The 20,678-nt window shown below is 36.5% G+C and carries 20 protein-coding genes; 13 read left to right on the top strand and 7 right to left on the bottom strand.

What is annotated here, in order from left to right; genetic code table 11:
* Nucleotides 1-38: 38 nt before the first annotated feature.
* Genes IPI31_10190 through IPI31_10180 form a run of 3 tightly spaced genes read right to left on the bottom strand, consistent with a single transcriptional unit; the run spans nt 39 to nt 5,101 of the window.
* Complete coding sequence (locus IPI31_10190) at nt 39-1,451, bottom strand: T9SS type A sorting domain-containing protein (GenBank protein ID MBK7568178.1); 1,413 nt, start codon at nt 1,449-1,451, stop codon at nt 39-41.
* A gap of 35 nt (nt 1,452-1,486) precedes the next feature.
* Nucleotides 1,487-3,994 (bottom strand): carbohydrate binding family 9 domain-containing protein, encoded by a 2,508-nt coding sequence (locus IPI31_10185; GenBank protein MBK7568177.1) that lies wholly within the window; start codon nt 3,992-3,994, stop codon nt 1,487-1,489.
* 51 nt (nt 3,995-4,045) lie between these two features.
* The gene (locus IPI31_10180; protein ID MBK7568176.1) at nt 4,046-5,101 is read right to left on the bottom strand and encodes an alpha/beta hydrolase; all 1,056 of its coding nucleotides are present in this window, start codon (nt 5,099-5,101) and stop codon (nt 4,046-4,048) included.
* A 245-nt stretch (nt 5,102-5,346) separates the two neighbouring features.
* Between IPI31_10180 and IPI31_10175 the strand changes: the two genes are divergently transcribed.
* Entirely contained in the window at nt 5,347-6,768 is a 1,422-nt protein-coding gene (locus IPI31_10175; protein ID MBK7568175.1) for an MFS transporter, read from the top strand.
* Between the two features lie 130 nt (nt 6,769-6,898).
* On the opposite strand, the gene purE is transcribed toward IPI31_10175, so the two are convergent.
* Both purE and IPI31_10165 read right to left on the bottom strand, forming a co-directional pair.
* Nucleotides 6,899-7,429, bottom strand: a complete 531-nt coding sequence (purE, locus tag IPI31_10170; GenBank protein MBK7568174.1) for a 5-(carboxyamino)imidazole ribonucleotide mutase — start codon at nt 7,427-7,429, stop codon at nt 6,899-6,901.
* A gap of 31 nt (nt 7,430-7,460) precedes the next feature.
* Nucleotides 7,461-8,615: a 5-(carboxyamino)imidazole ribonucleotide synthase gene (locus IPI31_10165; GenBank protein MBK7568173.1), complete on the bottom strand. Its 1,155-nt coding sequence runs from the start codon at nt 8,613-8,615 to the stop codon at nt 7,461-7,463.
* Nucleotides 8,616-8,669: 54 nt separating this feature from the next.
* Between IPI31_10165 and IPI31_10160 the strand changes: the two genes are divergently transcribed.
* A complete protein-coding gene (locus tag IPI31_10160; GenBank protein MBK7568172.1) occupies nt 8,670-10,355 on the top strand; it encodes a gliding motility-associated C-terminal domain-containing protein in 1,686 nt (561 codons plus the stop codon).
* The gene (locus IPI31_10155; protein MBK7568171.1) at nt 10,352-10,906 is read left to right on the top strand and encodes a CopD family protein; all 555 of its coding nucleotides are present in this window, start codon (nt 10,352-10,354) and stop codon (nt 10,904-10,906) included. The genes IPI31_10160 and IPI31_10155 overlap by 4 nt, the downstream gene beginning before the upstream one ends.
* A 208-nt stretch (nt 10,907-11,114) precedes the next feature.
* Here the strand turns inward: IPI31_10155 and IPI31_10150 are convergent, their stop codons facing one another.
* Complete coding sequence (locus tag IPI31_10150; protein MBK7568170.1) at nt 11,115-11,585, bottom strand: hypothetical protein; 471 nt, start codon at nt 11,583-11,585, stop codon at nt 11,115-11,117.
* Nucleotides 11,586-12,352: 767 nt separating this feature from the next.
* Here IPI31_10150 and IPI31_10145 point away from each other — a divergent pair.
* The 7 genes from IPI31_10145 to IPI31_10115 all read left to right on the top strand — a co-directional run bounded on the left by IPI31_10145 (nt 12,353) and on the right by IPI31_10115 (nt 18,133).
* Entirely contained in the window at nt 12,353-13,159 is an 807-nt protein-coding gene (locus IPI31_10145; GenBank protein MBK7568169.1) for a MotA/TolQ/ExbB proton channel family protein, read from the top strand.
* A gap of 33 nt (nt 13,160-13,192) precedes the next feature.
* Nucleotides 13,193-13,876, top strand: a complete 684-nt coding sequence (locus tag IPI31_10140) for a biopolymer transporter ExbD (GenBank protein MBK7568168.1) — start codon at nt 13,193-13,195, stop codon at nt 13,874-13,876.
* 13 nt (nt 13,877-13,889) lie between these two features.
* Entirely contained in the window at nt 13,890-14,444 is a 555-nt protein-coding gene (locus IPI31_10135; GenBank protein MBK7568167.1) for a biopolymer transporter ExbD, read from the top strand.
* Between the two features lie 63 nt (nt 14,445-14,507).
* Entirely contained in the window at nt 14,508-15,311 is an 804-nt protein-coding gene (locus IPI31_10130) for a TonB family protein (protein MBK7568166.1), read from the top strand.
* Nucleotides 15,312-15,412: 101 nt separating this feature from the next.
* Nucleotides 15,413-15,601, top strand: a complete 189-nt coding sequence (locus tag IPI31_10125) for a hypothetical protein (GenBank protein MBK7568165.1) — start codon at nt 15,413-15,415, stop codon at nt 15,599-15,601.
* Nucleotides 15,601-16,518 (top strand): substrate-binding domain-containing protein, encoded by a 918-nt coding sequence (locus tag IPI31_10120; GenBank protein MBK7568164.1) that lies wholly within the window; start codon nt 15,601-15,603, stop codon nt 16,516-16,518. The genes IPI31_10125 and IPI31_10120 overlap by 1 nt, the downstream gene beginning before the upstream one ends.
* Nucleotides 16,519-16,534: 16 nt before the next feature.
* Entirely contained in the window at nt 16,535-18,133 is a 1,599-nt protein-coding gene (locus IPI31_10115; GenBank protein MBK7568163.1) for a tetratricopeptide repeat protein, read from the top strand.
* A gap of 314 nt (nt 18,134-18,447) precedes the next feature.
* Here IPI31_10115 and IPI31_10110 read toward each other — a convergent pair whose 3' ends face one another.
* Nucleotides 18,448-19,296, bottom strand: coding sequence for a hypothetical protein (locus IPI31_10110; protein ID MBK7568162.1), 849 nt, complete (start codon nt 19,294-19,296; stop codon nt 18,448-18,450).
* A 130-nt stretch (nt 19,297-19,426) separates the two neighbouring features.
* Between IPI31_10110 and rpsF the strand changes: the two genes are divergently transcribed.
* The 3 genes from rpsF to rplI are packed head-to-tail and all read left to right on the top strand — an operon-like array spanning nt 19,427 to nt 20,547.
* Nucleotides 19,427-19,825, top strand: coding sequence for a 30S ribosomal protein S6 (gene rpsF, locus IPI31_10105; GenBank protein ID MBK7568161.1), 399 nt, complete (start codon nt 19,427-19,429; stop codon nt 19,823-19,825).
* Between the two features lie 2 nt (nt 19,826-19,827).
* Nucleotides 19,828-20,094: a 30S ribosomal protein S18 gene (locus IPI31_10100; protein ID MBK7568160.1), complete on the top strand. Its 267-nt coding sequence runs from the start codon at nt 19,828-19,830 to the stop codon at nt 20,092-20,094.
* 6 nt (nt 20,095-20,100) lie between these two features.
* A complete protein-coding gene (rplI, locus tag IPI31_10095) occupies nt 20,101-20,547 on the top strand; it encodes a 50S ribosomal protein L9 (protein MBK7568159.1) in 447 nt (148 codons plus the stop codon).
* Nucleotides 20,548-20,678 lie beyond the last annotated feature (131 nt).

Genomic DNA, 20,678 nt, shown 5'->3' with positions numbered 1-20,678 from the left:
ATTAATTAAGACCAGATTTGTAGCCGGGTAATGTATAATTATCCGGCTATTATTTTTTTAGTATAGACCTCATTCCCTTGATACATTTTTATTAATAGCAATCCATTTTTAAAATTTGGGGATAACGCTATTTTGTTTTTCAATTGCGGATACGTTTCCGCATATAAGATCCTTCCATATATATCAACTATTTCAAATTTATCCAGAATTACTTTTGATTGGATAATAATATAACCTTGTGCCGGATTTGGGTAGACATCAATATTCATTTTGAGGAATTCATCCGTTTTTATTTCCGTTATTAAATCAAATCCATCATAAATAAGTGTAAACATTACATTATCACCAACTGCAGTAAATCCACTCACCCAGAAATTACCAAAACCATCCGTTTTAATATCATAACCGAGGTCAGCACCTGTTCCGCCAAAATATTTTCGTTCAATTTCGGTTAAAGTATTATCTACATAAACCACAATAATATCATTGTTCTCCGTTGACGGATTATATCCAAAGCCTGTAAGGAAATATTCTCCGGATTGAGCCTCAGTAATATCGTATGCAGCCTCCACCCCTATTCCGGGAATGGTATTGAGGAGGATAATAGTTCCATCACTATCAAAAGTAACGAGCAAAATATCAAACAATGGCGAGATCTCTGATGCTGTTTCTCCACATAAAATAAAATCTCCCGCTAATGTTTTTTGTAATGTTTTACATCCGCTGTTTACCGGCAAACTTACAAAGTGATCCCACACGATTTCATTGGAGTTATTAATTTTTGCAATAAATGCATTATAATATAATCCAGTAGTTGCACGGTCGCCGCTGATTATAATGTCACCCTCTTCCGTTTCAGCAATTCCCATTCCAACATCATTCATGTTTGAACCAAAAACAAACTCATTTAATACATTACCATCTGTAGAATATTCAACAAACAAGACATCGTTTCCGGTTCCTACTGTTGAGGTAATAAATCCGGTTATCGCAATATTCCCATCTTGAAGAATTGTTATACCATAAAAATCCTCAATGGTAGAATCAGAACCATAAGTTTGATAAAAGATCAAAGTTCCTGATCTGTCAAATTTCATAATAAATCCATCGAGATCACTTGTTTCCACATCACGAACATCTCCACAAATGATTAAAAAACTATCGATCGTAAACACCATATTATTTACAAACTCACTTTCCTCATTTCCATAATTGTAATTCCAAATAATGTTTCCATCCATTCCGAACTTATATAGAGCAACATCGTCACTTTCCATTAATCCATTAGAAATGGTTCCTGCAAAATAAACATTTAGATCGGCATCTACGAGTGAAGCAGAACCACGATTATTAGATGTAGTATCCCCAAAATTCAGTGTGGAATAAGTAATCTGCGCTTTTAAAGAAGCAGAAAAAGAGGTCAGCAATAATATTATAAAATAAAAACGCATTCTTGATTTCCCTGAATCAAAAATACAAAAGTATTCTATCCCTTTTTCTTGAGATACAGATAGTCGAGATAATACAACACCTTTATGGAAAAATTATTGGATTGCGGTGAATCAAAAACGGTTCCAAGATCACTAAAATAATTCTCCGGCAACAACGATCCATATTGATAGATAGAATTTTTCCAGACAATGTTCAATTCACTTCCCGGAGCGAAAAACCAGGTGTAAACCAAGTCAACATTAAATGCATTAAAATTAACATCATCCGTTGAATTTCCTTTTGCATTAAAAGTATTATAACTTGTTGGCTCAAGATATCCGTCATCACCCAAATTGTAGAATTCTTTATATTCGGCATAACTCCAATAATGGCGGCCTCTCAAGGAGAAACTCATCTTTACATTAGGTGTATAATTTACCTGTAAAAATGTTTCCATGGTTAAGTTATCTCTTCTGCCAAAAATGATGGAGTCTGCGCTGAAATTAACCCAACCTATATCATTAGGCCAAAAAAATCTTCCGGCACTGGCTATGATCAATATTTTGTCGTTAACCCTGTATCTTGGTGATAAATCTATATTTAATCGGTATCTGCCTTCTTCATCAAATATTCTGAAATTACTGTTCACATCAATGGCGAATTTTTTGCTGTAATTAGTGGAAAGCCATCCTCCAAAATTATAATTAACAGGATAGGTGTAGAACCTTCCAAATACACGTGGTTCAAAATAATCGTAGGTGGTGATAGGTTCCATATCAAACCATAATCCGGCAAATAAATAATTTTTAAATCCAGCATATGTTTCTCCATAAATGTTGTAATTGTGAAATACACTAGGATCTACAAGTCGGGTATAATTAGTTTCCAGATAAAAATTATATTCATTAAAATGCCAAAAGGGTTCGTATTCATGGTAACTGGTGTTGAGATTGAAATTCACCAGATTATTTATTTGAAGAAAGCCCAGATCGTTAGGATCGTAGGTGCCATCGGTATATTCATACCCGGCTTGAAATTGTTTTTTCCCACCCATTTTTCCTGCGAATAAATAATGTTTAAATCCTAGTTCAGAACTTTCTGCCTCCGGAAAAAATTTCTGACTTGCCGCTCCTCCTCCTTTAATTCCCCAGATATTTTTCTCATCATTGAATTGAAACGATAAACCAGAAACATTAGCATCATAATATTCATCATCCCTTAAAACATTTGTATTTACAAAACTTATAAAAGAATTATTTTTTAAACTTTGATCAAATGCCATAACATTATAATTCGTTCTCGGTCCTGTTAAAAGGGAGAATTCATGATCTGCAGAATCCCGTACAATGGCATAAGTTTCTCCCTCAATTGCATTAAAGATTCCTATGCCCAAACCCTTTGCAGTTCTGCCTGTTACCTTAATTGCATTAAGTAAATGCGACTGAGAAGGATTACTTATTATTTCACTGGCAGTATCTATCATAGATTCAACACCATAATAATTATAAGGTGTACTTCCCACCCTTCGGGAATAAAACAGATCTCCTTTATTAAATAATTCTGTACCCTCTGTAAAAAACTGACGTTGTTCAACAAAATATGTTTCAAAGGGAGTAAGATTTAAAATCTGATTATCACTTTGCACTTGCCCAAAATCAGGTATCAAAGTCATGTCTAAAGTAAATGCATCATTTAATCCAACCTTGAGATCCGCGCCTCCATTAAAACTTGTAGAATGCGAGGTGATGTCATTTTCAAAATCTGAATAAACATCATAATAAGCCGATACGTATGGAGAAACCGACAATCTTAATGGAGCTTCAATATCATTTATTCCTTTTAAAATTCCACTTTGATTAATAAATCCCTGAATTTCCGGATCAATTGGGTTCCATGCACTTTTGTCGCGATTTCTTTTTACCTCGCGTACAAAATTAATTCCCCATGTTTGTTCTTTTTCATTTGGAAAACGAATTGCAGAATAAGGAATTTTTAATTCCGCTACCCAACCATTTTCAGTAATAGTAACCTCACTCACCCAAACTGCGTCCCATGCAAAATCTTCACTTGATCCACCACCCTGCGGATAACTTTTTGCCTCTCCCTGCACACCACTTGCCGTTACAAAAAATTCCAATCCATTTAATCCTTCCTGGTAAGGATCAATTATAATTCCTATAAAATCGGCTATGCCAAATTCATCTCTTGCAGTAAGAGATTTTTCTATACTATCAGGTGCGGCGTCGTACATAATTGCCCCTACATAAATGGCAGTATTATCATAAACCACCTTCATTTCCGTTCGAAATGCGGAAGGAATACTCCAGTTAAATTGAAATTGCGTAAAATTATCAGCAGCCTGAACATCCTCCCACTGTGTATCATTTAGAATTCCGTCTATCTGAATATCTCCGGATATTCTTTTGGCTAACAATTCTCTTTTTTCAGCCGACTGAGCATCCAATTCAACTAAGGAAAAAATGGATAGGATAATTGTAAAAATTCTGCGCATAAAAAAAATACTATTAATTGCAATAGTATTTCTTTTTTTAATAAAAATCATTGTTTAAGGTGTTAATTGATGTTAACACACTTAAAGTATTATTCATGCTATTTATTGAGGTTTCGGCGCTGCTTCCTCTGCTTTTTTAATTTTCTTATTTTTAAGATTCGGGGTCTTTTTATTTGTTTGCGGTTTCATCTCCGGAATTTTAATAGTTTCCACAGAAGGACTGCCTGAAAGATATCCAAGGCTGATCATAAATTCATCGGTTAATTTTAGCGATTCCAGAAAATATTTACCGCCTTTGTTCTGCATGGATGTAAAACCATGTTTTTCACCTTCATAAGTATGCAGATCCATTTTATTACCGGCGGCGATATAATCATCACTAAATTGTTTAACAAATTTATAGGCTGAAATTTTATCCGCTGTGCCATGAAATGCAATAGCAGTAGGCATTCCAGGTTTGATGTGGGTCATAGGATCTATCTCACTTGCGTGTGATTCACTTTCAGGAGCCTTTTCATCATCCAGAAATTTTGCAATACGGAATTTATGTTCCATGGCATTAACTACAGGATTTAACAAAACTAACGCGTTGGGAACCGGCGAAACAGCAGCATTATCGCTTGCATCCTGCCACTTGGTATCATTGATAGCACATTCTATTGCCAAAAAAGCACCTGCTGAACCACCGGCCATCACGATCTTATCAGGATCAATGTTTAGTTCCCGGGCATGTTCACGCAAGTAACGAATTGCACTTTTTGCATCATAGATACAATTCAATGCATTTCCTTTATTTCTAGAAATAACCCGATAATCTGCTGCAATGGCAACAATTCCTCTACCTGCAAAATATTTACAGTGTTCTTCAAACTGTATTGGGCTTCCATGAATAAATGCGCCGCCAAAAAAATAAATAATTACCGGTGAAGGAAGATTTGTAAGGTGATTTTCCGGATAATATATATTTAAATGCATCTCCACGGAATCTCCAATCTTTTTATATACAGGAGTGGCCGATGCGGAGGATAAAACAGGATCATAATTTCCTGGTTCTTCCTCTTGCATTTCGTCAAGACTTTGATCTTTTTTTTCCAATTTCGATTTGCAAGCGCCTAACAGGAGAGCAAAGGCTAATAAACACAGGGTAACTTTTTTCATTTTATTAATTTTCGTGGCACAAAATTAACCGATTTAGGCAATTTTAAAGGTTTAAAACCGCGGAGACATGGGATTAACGAACATTTTACAAATTCAAAAGCATTTTTTGGGAAATTCGCAGCTTAATATGGTTCTAAAGCACATTTTACATCAAACTAACTTGGGTTTGCTCCCATTCCCAAAAAAATAAAAAGTGGTAAGCTTTGTTTACCCTATTTTTGCACTCGAATTTTCAGAATAGTAAAATGCAGGTAGAAAAGATCCCATTAAGGGGACAGTTGTTATACGCGGCCGGAACCATGGGATGGAGCATAGTAGTGAATTTGCTTGCAGGCATCATTATCTATTTTTATCAACCGGTTGGAGATGCCGAGCTCAATAATCTCATTCCCAAGATCACCATTCTTGGTTTTATTAATGCTCTCACCCTGGTGGTTTTAAGTGCACGTTTGATAGATGCTGTGATCGATCCATTTATTGCTCATCAAAGCGATAAAAGTGAACATAAAAAAGGGAGAAGAATTCCATTTATGGCATTTGCACTTTTACCAATTCTTATAACAGGTATATTATTATATATGCCGTTAAACAGAACAGAAAGTTTTAATAATATATGGTGGCTTGCCGGTATCCAGATCGCATTTAATATTGCTATCTCCTTTTATGTGATACCGTATAATGCATTGTTACCTGAGTTGGGGTATAACAGCGAAATAAAATTACGTATATCCACCTTTCAATCAATTGCATATACACTTGGACTTGTGGTTGCCAGTGCTTCCAATGCCTTGCTTAATTTTTATCAGGATGCTTTTCATATTGAGGATAAATTTCGCGCATTTCAATTAGCTATTTGGACCATTTTTTTAATTGGATGGTTATTTCTTTTACTTCCGGTTTTTATCAATGAAAAAAAATATATTATTCCCAATCGTGTAACACAATCAATAAAAGATAATTTCAAAACTGTATTGCGCAATAAAAATGTATTGTTATACCTTATTGCAGATTTTACCTATTTCATTTCCTTAACAATTATTGGAACAGGTGCCTTATATTATATAAAAGCGCTTTTACATCTGGAGGAAAAACATGGCACAGGTATGGTTGCAACAGCCGTGGGGCTTGCCATGCTGTGGTCGCCACTGGTTTATTACCTTGCGAAACGATATTCTAAAAAAATGATGATCCTCGTTTCACTTATTATGTTGTCGGCGGTTTTTTCAACAGTGAGATATCTCGGACATTTTGGAATGGATAATATAACAGAAGCATATTTATTCGCTGCAATTCTCTCTGTTCCTTTTTCAGTTTTGGGTATTTTACCGCCGGTGATATTGGCAGAACTTACCCATGCAGATGCACGGGAAACAAAAGAAAATCGCGAAGCCACTTTTTTTGCAATCAGAAGTTTATTTATACAATTAGGCCAAACATTGGGAATAGTAATTTTCACCATTTTAATCGGTATGGATCAATCAAAAGGTTTGGGTAAATATTTAGCAGGTGTTTTTGAAAAAATACCTTTTGAGGAATTAGGGATCAGATTATCAGGAGTATTCGGTTTTATTTTATGTTTTATTGCTGCAATGATATTTGCCTTTTTTGATGAGAAAAAATTGAATGCTTCTATTGATAAGGAAAGGAGTGAAGAAATGAAAGAATGAAAGAATGAAGGAATTAAGTCCGACGACCTCACAGGTCTCGGAGACCTGTGCAGGTCTGAGGGAAGGAGGAAAGGAATGAAAGAATGAAAGAATGAAAGAATGAAAGAATGAAGGAATGAAGCAAACTATATTAATTCGATCTCTCCATTTTTTTAGCTTTCGCTTCTACAGTTAATTGCAATTTCTTTTTATAATCCAATATTTTATTACGGATGTCAAGGTCGCTGCAACCTAATATTTCTGCAGCAAGTATTCCTGCATTTTTTGCTGCATTTAAAGCTACAGTTGCAACAGGAACTCCATTGGGCATTTGAAGAATGGATAATATGGAATCCCATCCATCAATAGAATTACTCGATTTTATCGGAACCCCTATAACTGGTAAGGGAGAAATAGAAGCAACCATACCCGGTAAATGCGCAGCGCCGCCGGCTCCTGCAATAATAACTAATATACCACGACCATGCGCTTTGGAAGCAAAATCTACCATTCGTTTTGGAGTTCTATGTGCACTTACAATGGTAACTTCCACCGGGATACCAAATTCTTTCAGAATATCAACAGCGTCCTGCATAATATGCAGATCAGAATCACTTCCCATAATTACACTAACCAATGGCTGTTTTTTTAATACGGGAACTGCTGATTTTGATTTTTTCATAATATAATTATTAAGCCTAGAAATTATTAATTCAACTTTGCACTTTCAATGTTTCTTTTACAAAATTCGCTTTTTCACGCAACACTTTTTCATCGCTTCCAATAATTGTTACATGTCCCATTTTTCTGAATGGTTTAGTAATTTTTTTTCCATAAAGATGAACATAAACACCTTCCATTTCCAAACAATTTTTTAAACCCAAATATTTGGCCTCGCCACTAAAATTTTCATCCCCCAAAATATTTATCATCACAGAGCTGCTTCGGGTTCCTGTACTACCAAGTGGAATATTAAAAATGCATCGCAATAATTGTTCATATTGCGATGTGTAATTTGCTTCAATAGTGTGATGTCCGCTGTTATGCGCACGTGGCGCCACCTCATTAATTAATATCTCCCCTTCTTTAGTCAGAAACATTTCCACCGCAAGAATTCCATACATATTAAATGCTTCAATACAATCGATCGCAATTTTATAGGCTTTTTCAGCAGTAGTATTATCAATATGAGCCGGTGCAAACAAAAATTCTACAAGATTTGCCTCCTTGTGAAATTCCATTTCAACAACCGGAAAACATTTTGTTTCACCGTTGGTATTTCTTGCAACAATAACGGCAAGTTCCTTTTCAAAATCAATTACATCTTCAATTACACATTCTCCTTCCAAAAGATCATCAATATCACTTTGTCCTTTAATTACTATTACACCTTTTCCATCATATCCGGCAGTACAAGATTTTTGAACAAATGGGAAAATGATCTTCTCCTCGCGAATTAAATTTATGAGTTCGGTTTTATTTTCTATGATCTGAAAATTTGCAGTCGGCAAAACATTATCCTCATAAAACATTTTTTGTTTACCCTTGTCCTGAATTAATTTCAACACCTCTGGTTTGGGAAATATTTCTTTGCCTTCTTTTTCCAGCTGAAACAAAGCCTCAACATTTACATGTTCAATTTCAATGGTGATTTTTTGAAGATTCTTCCCAAACTGATAAACCGTTTCATAATCTTTAAAACTTCCGCAAACAAAATTAGGGGCGAGTAATGCACAAGGGCATTTCGGATCGGGATCCAATACGTGACACTGTATGTTCCAGTCGCTTGCAGCCTCAATAAGCATTTTCCCTAATTGTCCACCCCCCAATATCCCCAACTCTAATTCTCCCGAAGAAATAGCATTCATACTACAAAACTAAACACAATATCTCTTTTAATTAAAATCTATAATTTTACAGGCATGAAACTACTGCCCGCACTTACCCTGATCACCACACTTTGTATGCAAGCGGTAACCACTTTAGTTGCACAACCCTGTTTGTTTGTAGAGGATTTTTCGGACGATGCTGCCTACGAATATTTTTATTACTACTACCCCGTAACAGGAGCCTGCCTTTCCGATGAACAAAGTGGTTCATTAACGATATCTGCCGGTAAATTAAATTTTAATGCCACCAACGACGCAAACGATACCCGATATTTTCACGACCTGGGATTTGACATGTATGATGATTTTTGGACCACTTCATTCGATTTTACTCCAACTCAGGGTGGTGCAATGGGAAGAACAGGCACCGTTATTTTTGCCTTGAGCGAAGGCGATGATAATCCAATTTCTGACACCTATTCCATCTGTGAGTTTCAAAATACTGATGCAATGATGGTGATGTGGATGTCTGATTTTGATGTTGACCCCGACAGTGTTGGATTTGAGATATGGCTCAACGACAATGGGGTTGTTACCCAATCACCGAGGTTTGAAGTACCCTATGGAGAAACCTATTACCTGCAGTTTTCACGAATTGCTACAGAATTCACAAAATTGGATGTTTTTAGTGATCCTGCATTTACCGAATTAGTTGGAAATATTTCTTGTTTTGATGTTCCTATAACTATTACCGGTCTTAATACTCTTCAACATGGAAATTTCCCCGGAGGATCCTATCAGCGAAAACTTACCGCAAGTATTGATAATATTTGTATTCGCAATGTGGATGTTGTTGCAATAGATATTGAAGGCCCAACAACTGTTTGTTTAGGTAGTGTAAGTGAATACACTTTAATAACATTGCCAAGTGCAAATATTGAATGGGATATCCCTACAGGAGTTACTTATACTGGCGATGAAACAGAAACCATTACGGTAACTGATTGGCCCGGACCGGGAACCTACGAATTAACCGGTTACATTTCATATAATTGTTATTTCGATACCGCAACATTTACTGTTAATGTGGTTGAACCGGGATCAACCGAATATATTGAAACGGGATTTTGCACCGGTGAAAGTGTTACCGTTGATGTATCCACTGTTGATGCAACTTATTTGTGGTTCGATGGTTCAACTAACAGTACTTATACTTTTGATGAACCCGGAATCTATTCGGTGGAAATATTATCGGGGGGATGTTCCTTTTCTGACACCATAACCATTACCGAATATGAAAATCCAATAATTGATCTTGGAAATGATATTACCATTTGCGGAATTACAAATGTGAATGGCGTTTCCGGTTTTGATATTTATTCGTGGAGTAATGGTGCAAATACCGAGGACTTTACAACAAGTATTCCCGGAATTTATACACTAACGGTTACCGATGAAAATGGATGCACTGCAAGTGATGAAATAGAATTAATTAATGGATGTGAGGATCATATTTCCATGCCCAATGCTTTCTCTCCAAATGCAGATGGAGTGAATGATATTTTCGGCCCGAATTATTCGGGCGAAATAAATGAATATCAATTACAGATATTTAATCGGTGGGGACAATTAATTTTTGATAGCCATAAAATTGATAAATCATGGGATGGCACTTTTGAAGGGGAAATTCAACCATTAGGCACCTATACTTATGTATTAAACGCTAGACTAAATAATAAAAAAGTTGATCTCACCGGTAATTTCACCTTGGTAAAATGATTTTAATTGACGCAGTATCTGCTTATCCCTATATTCTCGCCACACATATTATATTTATTGTAACATGGTTTGCCGCGTTGTTTTATATAGTCAGATTATTTATCTATCATGTGGAAGCCACACAAAAACCAGAACCTGAAAAAAGTATTTTAACCAATCAATTCAGCATTATGGAAAGGCGTCTGATGAACATCATTGGCACTCCATCTATGATACTTGTTTTAATTACAGGAAGTATTTTACTAAGTATAAACAATCAATTTTTAGCGCAAGGCTGGATGCAATTCAAATTATTTTTTGTTGTGTGTTTAATATTTTATCATACCTATTGTTTGAAAATGTTACACAAATTAAAAACAACATCATCTACCCCATCTTCCCAAAAACTTCGGATGATAAATGAGCTCGCAACAATATTTTTAGTTGCTATAGTTTTTCTCGTAGAATTAAAAAACCTGTTGGATATGGTTTGGGCACTTTGCGGGATAATTGTTTTAATGATCGTTCTATTCATAGCGATCAAGATCTATAAAATTCGAAGACAAAACTAAAATTAATTGAACTTAGAAATATGACATAAGACCTAGGAAATAGGACCTAGGACAACAATGTCTTGTCCTGAAATAGGTTGACAATAAAACGGTCGTAAGCCGAATTGCTTAGTTTACCCGGCTGTTCCAATTGTCAATTATCAATTGTCAATTATCAATTTTTTGTGGCTGTTCCAATTGTCAATTATCAATTATCAATTGTCAATTTCTAAAAAATCCACCTAAACCCAAGTGCCGGATCAAAGGCTACGTCATCAAATCCATTTACGATTGCAAATTGGGGTAATACATCAAGTGAGATCTGAAAAGGTAAACTTTGCCAATTATATTCAACACCTAATTGTCCCCCACCCATAATAAACAATCCCTCCTTTCCATTGCCTAAATAATCGTTCTTTAAAAATTGACTTCCTACCGTTATAGCAGGACCCACATAAAAGTTCCATCCTGTCCCAATATCAAAAACCCAGTGATAGGCCGCTGTTAATCTGAAATAGGAATACGAATTACCTAACCCCATGCCGAGGTCGGCCTCCACGCGATTGGTTTTATTCAATTGATGCTGGTAGGAAATTCCTCCCCCATAACCAAACCTTACGCCCAATGCATTACCATAAATTTGTGCCGAAGCCACTGAGAAACTGCCGATTGCAAATAAAATGAGTAGTAATTTTTTCATATGTGTGATTTTACACAAATAGACGGAAATTTGGATTAATAATCAAATTTTGCCCTTCCAAACCCACTTTTCAAAGAAATAAATCATCTAAATCTTACCTTAATGATATTTCATTGATTATTTCATTCATCTAAATCTTACCTTAATGATATTTCATTGATTATTTCATTTAATTCCGCTAGTTAGATCCTCCTATGAACGAAAGTCCCACTGGAGGGAACTTTACCATTAGTGAGCCCCTCGCCGGAAGCGAGAGCCTCACTGCCACCCGAGAAGCCCTTTTTCACCCTTTCCCCACTCTTCCTTCCTTTTTCCCTCCTTAGAACCTTCCCCTTCTACCTTCGAATCTTCTCCCTTCGAATCTTCACTTCATCACCTTTCGAATCTTCAATTTGGGATTATTACCGCTAGTGAGACCCTCGCTGGGAGCGAGAGCCTCACTCCTAGGCAAAAAGCCCTTTTTTACCCTTTACCCACCCCTTCCTTCCTTTTTTCTTCCTTAGAGCCTTCCCCTTCTCCCTTCGAATCTTCTCCCTTCGAATCTTGTTTTATGTCACTTTTGTGTAAAACCACCCTACCCTTATACCAATATATTCAACATTTCGGTTTAACATCGCACAACCGTTATAAACAATTATATTTGAATACGGTTAACATAAAAATAACAACAGCAAATTGTGGATTTCTTAATTAAAAAAACACTTTTTTAAAAATTAATCTATATTTGCCAACTCTAAACATTTAAAAAGGAAATTAAATTAAACCTTATGGCTCAAACAGCAGCAAAACCAACTAAGAAGACCACGATCACGGGTCTTGGAATCATCGTTATGGGTGTGAATCTCGTTATCGGGATATTATTCTACATTTTTGTAGCCGGAAGTGATTCCAACTTCACTGCAGATGGTAAACCAATTCCGGGTAATTATTTAGCCCTAGTTCATGAGGGCGGATTTATCGTACCTATTTTATTGGCTTTATTTTTAACAGTAATGGTATTCTTTTTCGAAAGATTAATGACCATCTCCAAAGCAAAAGGCAATGGATCAATTGAATCATTTTTACAAAAGATCAAATTTCATTTAAGCAATCAGGATATGACAGCAGCATTAAAAGAATGTGATCGTCAAAAAGGTTCTGTAGCAAATGTTGTGAACGCAGGTTTACATAAATATGCTGAAATGAAAGCAGATAAAGAAGCTACCACTGAGCAAAAAGTATTGAACATCAGTAAGGAAATTGAAGAAGCAACCGCATTAGAAATGCCTGCTTTAGAAAAACACCTTCCAATTCTTGCAACTATTGCATCAATAGGAACGTTAATTGCCTTATTGGGAACAGTATTAGGTATGATCAGAGCCTTCGCAGCACTTGCGGCAGAAGGAACTCCCGATCCATCCGCTTTGTCAGCCGGTATCTCTGAAGCCCTTGTAAATACAGCAATCGGTATCGGAACTTCCGCTTTTGCCATCATTTTCTATAACATTTTTACAGGAATGATCGACAAACTGACTTACGGTATTGATGAGATCGGATTTACGATCACTCAAACATTTGCTGCTTCAGAAAAATAATCCTATTAAGTGCACGTTTAAAAAAACGTAACGATGCCAAAAATTAAAGTAAAAAGAAGTAGTACGATAGTGGATATGACCGCCATGACTGACGTGTCGTTCCTTCTGTTGACTTTCTTCATATTAACGGCTAAATTCCGTCCTTCACAACCGGTTGTTATTGACATGCCGAGTTCTGAATCGGAAACCGTGGTTCCGGATAACCTTATGGTTATATCAGTTGATAAGGAAGGAAAGGTTTATTATTCCATGGACAATCCAAAGGTTAAGATCGTAACACTTCAAAACCTTATTGAGCGTTATGGGGCAACATATCCTGCTCTTAATGACCTTACTGATCAACAAATTGCAAATTTTGCCAATGTGGAAATGATGGGTTACGAGATAGCACAATTACCTCAGGTATTGAGCATGCCTCCGGATCAATTGGCTGCATTGCGCGATTATCCCGGCGTACCTATCGATTCTGCGAACAATGAACTCCGCGACTGGATTCAATCCGGACGATGGGCCGACAGACTGGATCGTGAAGAATCAGGTGCCGACCGACCGGAAGTGCGTATTGCAATAAAAGGTGATAAGGATGCCAATATTCAGGCAATTCAGGAGATCATTAAAACATTGACCAATGAGCCTGTGAACATTCATACATTTAATTTAATAACCACTTTGGAAGGACCGGTAACAGGTGCAACTGTTGCTCCGGTAACCAAATAAAAACTAAAAGGTTATGTCAGATATTCAAACCCCGGAGAAAGGGAGTCATAGTAAACACGGTAAGGGTAAGGTCAGGTCGAAGAAAATGTCGACCCGTGTGGATTTTACCCCAATGGTGGATCTTGCCTTCCTCCTTATATCTTTCTTCATGTTAACCACTACCCTAAATAAACCGGTGGCAATGGAGTTAAACATGCCAAAGAAAGATGATCAGGTAAAAACAGACGTTAAGGAATCTATGGTTTTAAATGTAATATTGGATAAGGATGATAAGATCTGGTATTACGAAGGACAAGTGGTTTTTGATATGAAAACCACCAATTATTCAGCAGAAGGAGTTCGCGATATTATTTATAAAAAACAAAAATCTGTAGGTAAAGAACACGGTGATCCCGAAAAAATGATCGTGATCATAAAAATGACAGATGGCGCCACTTATAAGAACATGGTGGATATTCTGGACGAGATGGATATTACCAGTACAAAAATTTATGCTATTCAGGATATTGCTGAACTTGAAAAAGAAGCAATTGCCAATGGCGGTAGATTAGATGTTGTTCCGGAATAATAATTGAGTGAATAATTTATGGAAATTTAATTCTATAAGCATCAGACAAACAAACGAATCGTTATGATGGAAGATAACAAAAAATATTTAAGGCAATCGATGGACGAAATTGTGTTCGACAATCGAAATAAAGCCTATGGTGCATTTTTTCTGCGCCAATTATCGGTAAAAAACACATTAATTGCATCTGCTATCATTTTTGGTGCAACTATAGTACTAACCAGTGCAAGTTATATCGATTTTGGTTTTTTAAAGAAAAGTAAGGAAGATGAATCCATTAACCGTATTGTAACTTTAACAGCACCACCACCATTGGATGAAGCTGCACCACCCCCACCTCCACCTCCCCCGCCACCTCCACCGGTAAGACCTACCGTTAAGTTTGTGGAAATGGTAGTTAAAAAAGATGAGGAAGTTGCTGAAGAGGAAGAAGTAGTTCGTGTAGATGAAATTAAAGCAGACATCTCCACTGAAACTCAGGAAGGTGATGAAGATGCAGAGATCATCATCGAAACAGTTGTAACAGAAAAAGAAGTTGTAGAGGATAAAACCATTTATAGTTTTGTTGAACAAAATCCGGAATATCCGGGTGGTGTTAAAAAATTATACGAATATCTCGCAAGTCATATTGAATACCCTCGTATGGCAAGAGATAATGGTATTGAAGGAACTGTTTACCTTAAATTTGTTGTTGACAAAAACGGTAAGGTTTCAGATGTGAAAGTTCAAAGAGGAATTGGTGCAGGTTGTGATGAAGAAGCCGTGAGAGTAGTTAGCACAATGCCGAACTGGACACCGGGAAGACAAAACGGAGCAGCTGTAAATGTTTATTTTACACTACCTGTTAAATTCGACCTTTCCGATTAATAATGATTCAATCAATATTTAAAACCATCTGAGGCGAAATCCTAAGATGGTTTTATTTTTATATAGCTATGCGATTTAATATTTTAAAACATCCCGTCCTTTTGTTAAAGTCCTTTGCATCAGTAATGTATATTACCATTGGGTTTATACTTATATTGATACCGGACCTTATAATTGCACTTGGAAAAAATTATAGTTATGCACTAGGTATTGTTTTATTAGTTTACGGAATTTTCAGAATGATCCGTATAGTTTCAGAAGCTAAAGAGATAATGCGTGAAAACGAATAATGAATATTAAAAACATATATAAAATATTTTTTCTTTTAGTAATAGGTATTTGCTTTTGGCGATGCAGTTCCAATTCATTTGATAAGGATGTGGAGAATATGAATAAAGGAGAGATCGTTATTTATGCAGATGCAAGTTATACTTCGCTGGTTGGAGAATTGATAAAATCTTATGAAAACGTTTATCCGGAAGCAAAAATAAAGGCTACTTATGCCAGCGACCGCGAAATACTGGATGCCTTTTTGCAAAACAAAACGCAAATGATCATTACAGGAAGAGAACTAAATGCAACAGAATTAGCTGCCCTTGAAAAAACCCATAAATTCGAACCCGAACAATTTAAAATAGCTACGGAAGCCATTGCAGTTATCACATCTCAAAATAATCCAGATTCTGTTTTCGATATGAACGAATTTATCAAAAGCAGAAAACCCGGTTATACCGGTAAATATCAAAACACAAATTTTGTTTTTAATAAGGCAAACGGTAGTATGATCAATCAATTGATCGAAAATGAAGGTGCTTCTTTACTTAATATGTTCTCCCTTGATGATAAAGATACTTTGGCCTCTTACATTGCCGCCAACCTGAACACAATCGGCTTTATATCATTCGCCGAAATAAGTGATATGGATGACCCAACAGCACAGGCAATACTGGAAGGTGTTAAAGTATTATCTGTTTCAAAAACAAATGCAGAGGGTATCAAACAAGTTTACGAATTGTCGCAATCCACCATTGCAACCAATAGTTATCCGCTTCAAAGGAGCGTTACAGTAGTAAAAGGGAACATATCTCAGCTGTTAGGCACGGGTTTTGTCAACTTTGTTTACAGAAGCAAGGCTTCAAGAATAATTTTAAAAGCAGGACTCATTCCGGCAAAGATGCCTGAACGGGAAATAAAAGTAGTAGAATAAAAAACCAAAACTGAAAATGAAGATCATTAGAACATTAATTGCAGTATTATTAATTCAGACCGTTGTTCAGGCTCAAACCTTACCTGAAGCAAAAAAAGCGATTGAATCTGAATATTATTTCAAAGCGAAAAAAATATTATTATCTCTAAATAGTACTACACCTACTGTAGAGTCAAATTATTATTTAGGTAATGTTTATTTATTGACGAATAAAGTGGATTCTGCAAAGTATTACTTTTCAAAAGCCGGCGATTTTGTAGAAAATAAAAATGCATTAATTTTTGTTGCAAAAGGAAAGGTTAATTTATTAAACAACAAACCTGCCGAAGCAAAGTTAAATTTTGATGACGCCATTAAAGTGAGCAAATCAAAAAATGCAGAGATCTTTTATCAGATCGGCGATGCATATTATAAAATAAATAATGCGGAAGCGATCAAAAATTATGAGATCGCGTATTCCACTGATCCAACTTTGATAATTAATTTATTGGCCTATGGTGATGCATATTTAGATATGGATGACCCCGGAAAAGCAATGACGAAATACGAACAGGCTGAGGCTGCAAATCCGAATATCGCTGTTACACATTTACGTATTGGCCGTGTTCATGCAAAAACCGGTAAACATAAAGAAGCAATTGAAGAATTTTTAAAAACAATACAACACGATCCGAATATTGCAGTGGTATGGAAAGAATTGGGTGAAGAATATTATCTGGATGGCCAGTTTGACAAGGTAAGAGCTTGTTTTAATAAATATGTGGAATTAAATGCAGAAGATAAGGAAGCTCGTATTGTTCCTGCAGTAACCTGTTACCAGATTGGTGATTATATCTGTGCTATTGAAGAGGCTAGAAAGATCATTGCTGATGATCCATCCAATTTCATTGCATGGAGAATTATTTATTACGCAAATTATGAATTGGGTGATACATTGAGAAAAACTGATGCTGAAGCTGCATTGTTAAAATTTACTGAAGGATATGAGGCATCACAAACTTTTTGGAATATTGCTGAAAAGAAAGTACAACCTTTAGATTATCAATATTCCGCAAAATTAGCAGTGGAAATGAAAGACACTACAAAAGCAGTTTTTTATTACACCATGGCAATAGAAAACGATACAAACACCACTGTGGAAGTATTTACAGAATATGCTAAATATTTATATTCCACAAAAAAATATCCGGAAGCAATTGTTGCCTACAATAATGCAATCACAAAATTTGGTGGTGGACCTTTGGATTTCTATTTCCTTGGTCGCGCATATTTCTTAATCAATGATTATGTGAATGCTGATACCACCTTTGCGCAGTTTATAATTATGCAGCCGAATTCACCGGATGGTTATTTACAGCGTGCAAAAACGAAGTTGAAAATAGAAGAAGAAGTAACTGGAGAAGCACTTCCCTATTATCTCAAATTTATTGAGTTGGCAGAAAAAGATATCGAGAGAAACAGAAAGACCTTGATTGAAGCATATTCCTATTGCTGTACATATTATGCATTGGTAGCTAATCAAAAAACTGAGGCTTGTATTTATTACAATAAGGTAATCGAATTAGATCCGACTAATGCCTATATATTAACCCTCGAATTGGAATGTAGAAATTAGGGAGTGGTGAGTGGTAAGTTTATTCTGAGTTGAGCCATATTTATTATATGAGAAATGAGTGATGCCCGCCCGGACGACCCGGTCGGACGGGAGTAATGAGTAGATCCACGATAGCCGAATGATTTTACTCCTGAATAATGAATATTGACACAGGGGTGAGTAGTGAGTGATGAGTGGTGAGTTTGATCCTTGTAAGCCGGATGCTTTTACTCCTGGCTAATGACTAATGACTAATGACTATTGACTAATGACTATTAACCAAAAAAGCCGCAAAGAAAACCTCCTTGCGGCTTTTTAGTAAATTTTATACCCGGTTAATATGGTAACGTAATATCCGTGGTAAATTCTCCAATGGTTAAAGTTGCATCATTATCACAGGCACCATCTCCGAAATCCAATTCGCGGGTTGTGAGGCCTTCGGGAGTAACTTCTAAAATTCCACTTACTATCCAGATACAATCCATTTCTTTTACCAGAGGTTCTGCAATATGTGTGGTGAATGCCACTCCGTTTCTGTTAATACCGGAAGCTGCAAAATCGGCACCTATACCATCGGAAATTGCATAAATATCATCCTCCAAAGCCAAGGTTTCTTCTCCTTCCCGCCATTCACGTGTGCGGGTTGCGTCCCAGGAAATTGTTTCTCCGGTTTCTAGAGTTATTAGACCATCAACTACGGTTACGGAAAAAATAATATTTCCATCATCATTCAAACCATCATTTGTAACCGTTTTAGTTCCTTCCACTTTATTTCCGTTAACAAAGTAGTTTTCTGTAGTAACAGTTATAACTGTTCCTGCTGTGGAGTAAGGTCCGCTAAAAGTTGCCATTACAATACCTGATCTCTCCAAACCGAGGTAACTCACACAACTTTCGCCAAAATCGATGGTCATGGTGTTCGGAAATTCTCCAAGCGGGGCACTAAAGGTGGTTGTAGGGCAATCATCTGCCACTTTACCGTATGTTTCGGTCAAAAGCCCTGCGAAACCATTTTCTGCTGCCTGCTGGTTTACAACGGCCTGCAGATCATTAAATGAAGCGTCGGCAATAGAATTATCAAGGGAAGCATAGATGTCGGTGTCAGCTCTTTCTTTTTTACATCCAAACAGCAATGCAATGGCAAAAGCTGTGATGCAGGTGGTTTTTACTGCGATTAGTTTCATATTAAACACAAATTTAAGTTATGACCGCAGGAATCGAAAAGGGTTTAAAAAGCCATTTAAATGATATTTGGAATTTTAGCGGCAAAACACCTATCTTTGCAGTCCATTTATAAAAAATCAAACAAAAAAAATGAACCAGTACGAAACAGTCATCATTTTCACTCCTGTCCTCTCAGATGACGACGTGAAGAGGACCGAGGAAGCCTATAAGGATTTCCTTCGTTCGAACGGAGGTGAAATAGTTGCCGAAGAGCACTGGGGCCTTAAGCAGTTAGCTTACAACATCAAGAAAAAGAGCACGGGAATTTATTACGTGCTTGAGTACAAAGGCCCAAGTGACATCACCGGAAAATTGGATATCCAGTTTAACCGTGATGAGAATGTGTTGCGTTTTGCAACTATTCGCCTCGATAAGTATTCCATCGACTACAACGAACGCAAACGTCGCGGTGAAATTGGCAGAAATGCTAAAACCGGCGCACATGCAGCTAATAAGTTAAACAAAGAAAAAGAAAAAGCAGAAGCGTAATCATGGCAGCAGGAAAAAACATCAGATACCTCACAGCACCCAAATTAGGGATGATGCGCAAGAAATACTGCCGTTTCAAAAAAAGCGGAATTAAGTATATCGACTACAAGAACCCTGAATTCTTATTGAAATTTGTGAACGAACAAGGTAAACTTTTACCTCGCCGTTTATCAGGTAACAGTTTGAAATATCAGCGCAAAGTAGCTCAGGCTGTAAAACGCAGCCGTCAATTGGCGTTATTGCCGTATGTTACAGACCTTTTAAAATAACGAACGATGGAAGTAATTTTAATCAAAGACGTAGATAATCTTGGCGATTCTAATACACTTGTAAAAGTTCGTGATGGTTATGGTCGCAATTACCTGATCCCTAGGGGATTTGCAGTACTTGCCAACGAGGGCAATCGTAAAATAATGGCGGAAAGAACCAAAGCTTCCGACAAACGCGAAAAATTATTACTGGATAAAATTCAGGAAGTGATCGCGAAATTGCAGGCAACAACAATTAAGGTTGGAGCAAAAGTGGGACAAAATGACAAGATCTTCGGATCTATCACTAACGTTCAACTTGCGGAAGGAATTAAAAAACAATTAGGTTTGGTTATCGACAGAAAGAAAATTGTTCTTCCTGAAGAAGTAAAAACCTTAGGCACTTATGCTGCAACAATAGCACTGGATAAGGATCATAATATTCCGGTGAATTTTGAAGTGGTAGAAGGATAAATCAAATTGACAATTGACAATTGACAATTTAACAGCCGAGGTGAATGTGAATTATGTTTCACTTCATCATAAAAGAAAATGGTTGGAGAATATAAATAGACCTCAGGGCGAAAGTTCTGAGGTTTTTTTTA

Source organism: Bacteroidota bacterium, assembly GCA_016706865.1.
GTDB lineage: Bacteria > Bacteroidota > Bacteroidia > Chitinophagales > BACL12 > UBA7236.
The sequence above is the reverse complement of the archived record's forward strand: the minus strand, read 5'-3'. Positions and strand labels throughout refer to the sequence as shown.

Bases quoted from the DNA above. Each gene is read 5' to 3' on its own strand.
- IPI31_10130 (MBK7568166.1), top strand. From the start codon at position 14,508: ATGATGGAAGATAACAAAAAATATTTAAGGCAATCGATGGACGAAATT.
- IPI31_10120 (MBK7568164.1), top strand. From the start codon at position 15,601: ATGAATATTAAAAACATATATAAAATATTTTTTCTTTTAGTAATAGGT.
- IPI31_10160 (MBK7568172.1), top strand. From the start codon at position 8,670: ATGAAACTACTGCCCGCACTTACCCTGATCACCACACTTTGTATGCAA.
- IPI31_10145 (MBK7568169.1), top strand. From the start codon at position 12,353: ATGGCTCAAACAGCAGCAAAACCAACTAAGAAGACCACGATCACGGGT.
- rplI (MBK7568159.1), top strand. From the start codon at position 20,101: ATGGAAGTAATTTTAATCAAAGACGTAGATAATCTTGGCGATTCTAAT.
- IPI31_10185 (MBK7568177.1), bottom strand. From the start codon at position 3,994: ATGATTTTTATTAAAAAAAGAAATACTATTGCAATTAATAGTATTTTT.
- IPI31_10150 (MBK7568170.1), bottom strand. From the start codon at position 11,585: ATGAAAAAATTACTACTCATTTTATTTGCAATCGGCAGTTTCTCAGTG.
- IPI31_10115 (MBK7568163.1), top strand. From the start codon at position 16,535: ATGAAGATCATTAGAACATTAATTGCAGTATTATTAATTCAGACCGTT.
- IPI31_10135 (MBK7568167.1), top strand. From the start codon at position 13,890: ATGTCAGATATTCAAACCCCGGAGAAAGGGAGTCATAGTAAACACGGT.
- purE (MBK7568174.1), bottom strand. From the start codon at position 7,429: ATGAAAAAATCAAAATCAGCAGTTCCCGTATTAAAAAAACAGCCATTG.
- rpsF (MBK7568161.1), top strand. From the start codon at position 19,427: ATGAACCAGTACGAAACAGTCATCATTTTCACTCCTGTCCTCTCAGAT.
- IPI31_10100 (MBK7568160.1), top strand. From the start codon at position 19,828: ATGGCAGCAGGAAAAAACATCAGATACCTCACAGCACCCAAATTAGGG.
- IPI31_10190 (MBK7568178.1), bottom strand. From the start codon at position 1,451: ATGCGTTTTTATTTTATAATATTATTGCTGACCTCTTTTTCTGCTTCT.
- IPI31_10175 (MBK7568175.1), top strand. From the start codon at position 5,347: ATGCAGGTAGAAAAGATCCCATTAAGGGGACAGTTGTTATACGCGGCC.
- IPI31_10110 (MBK7568162.1), bottom strand. From the start codon at position 19,296: ATGAAACTAATCGCAGTAAAAACCACCTGCATCACAGCTTTTGCCATT.
- IPI31_10155 (MBK7568171.1), top strand. From the start codon at position 10,352: ATGATTTTAATTGACGCAGTATCTGCTTATCCCTATATTCTCGCCACA.
- IPI31_10165 (MBK7568173.1), bottom strand. From the start codon at position 8,615: ATGAATGCTATTTCTTCGGGAGAATTAGAGTTGGGGATATTGGGGGGT.
- IPI31_10140 (MBK7568168.1), top strand. From the start codon at position 13,193: ATGCCAAAAATTAAAGTAAAAAGAAGTAGTACGATAGTGGATATGACC.
- IPI31_10180 (MBK7568176.1), bottom strand. From the start codon at position 5,101: ATGAAAAAAGTTACCCTGTGTTTATTAGCCTTTGCTCTCCTGTTAGGC.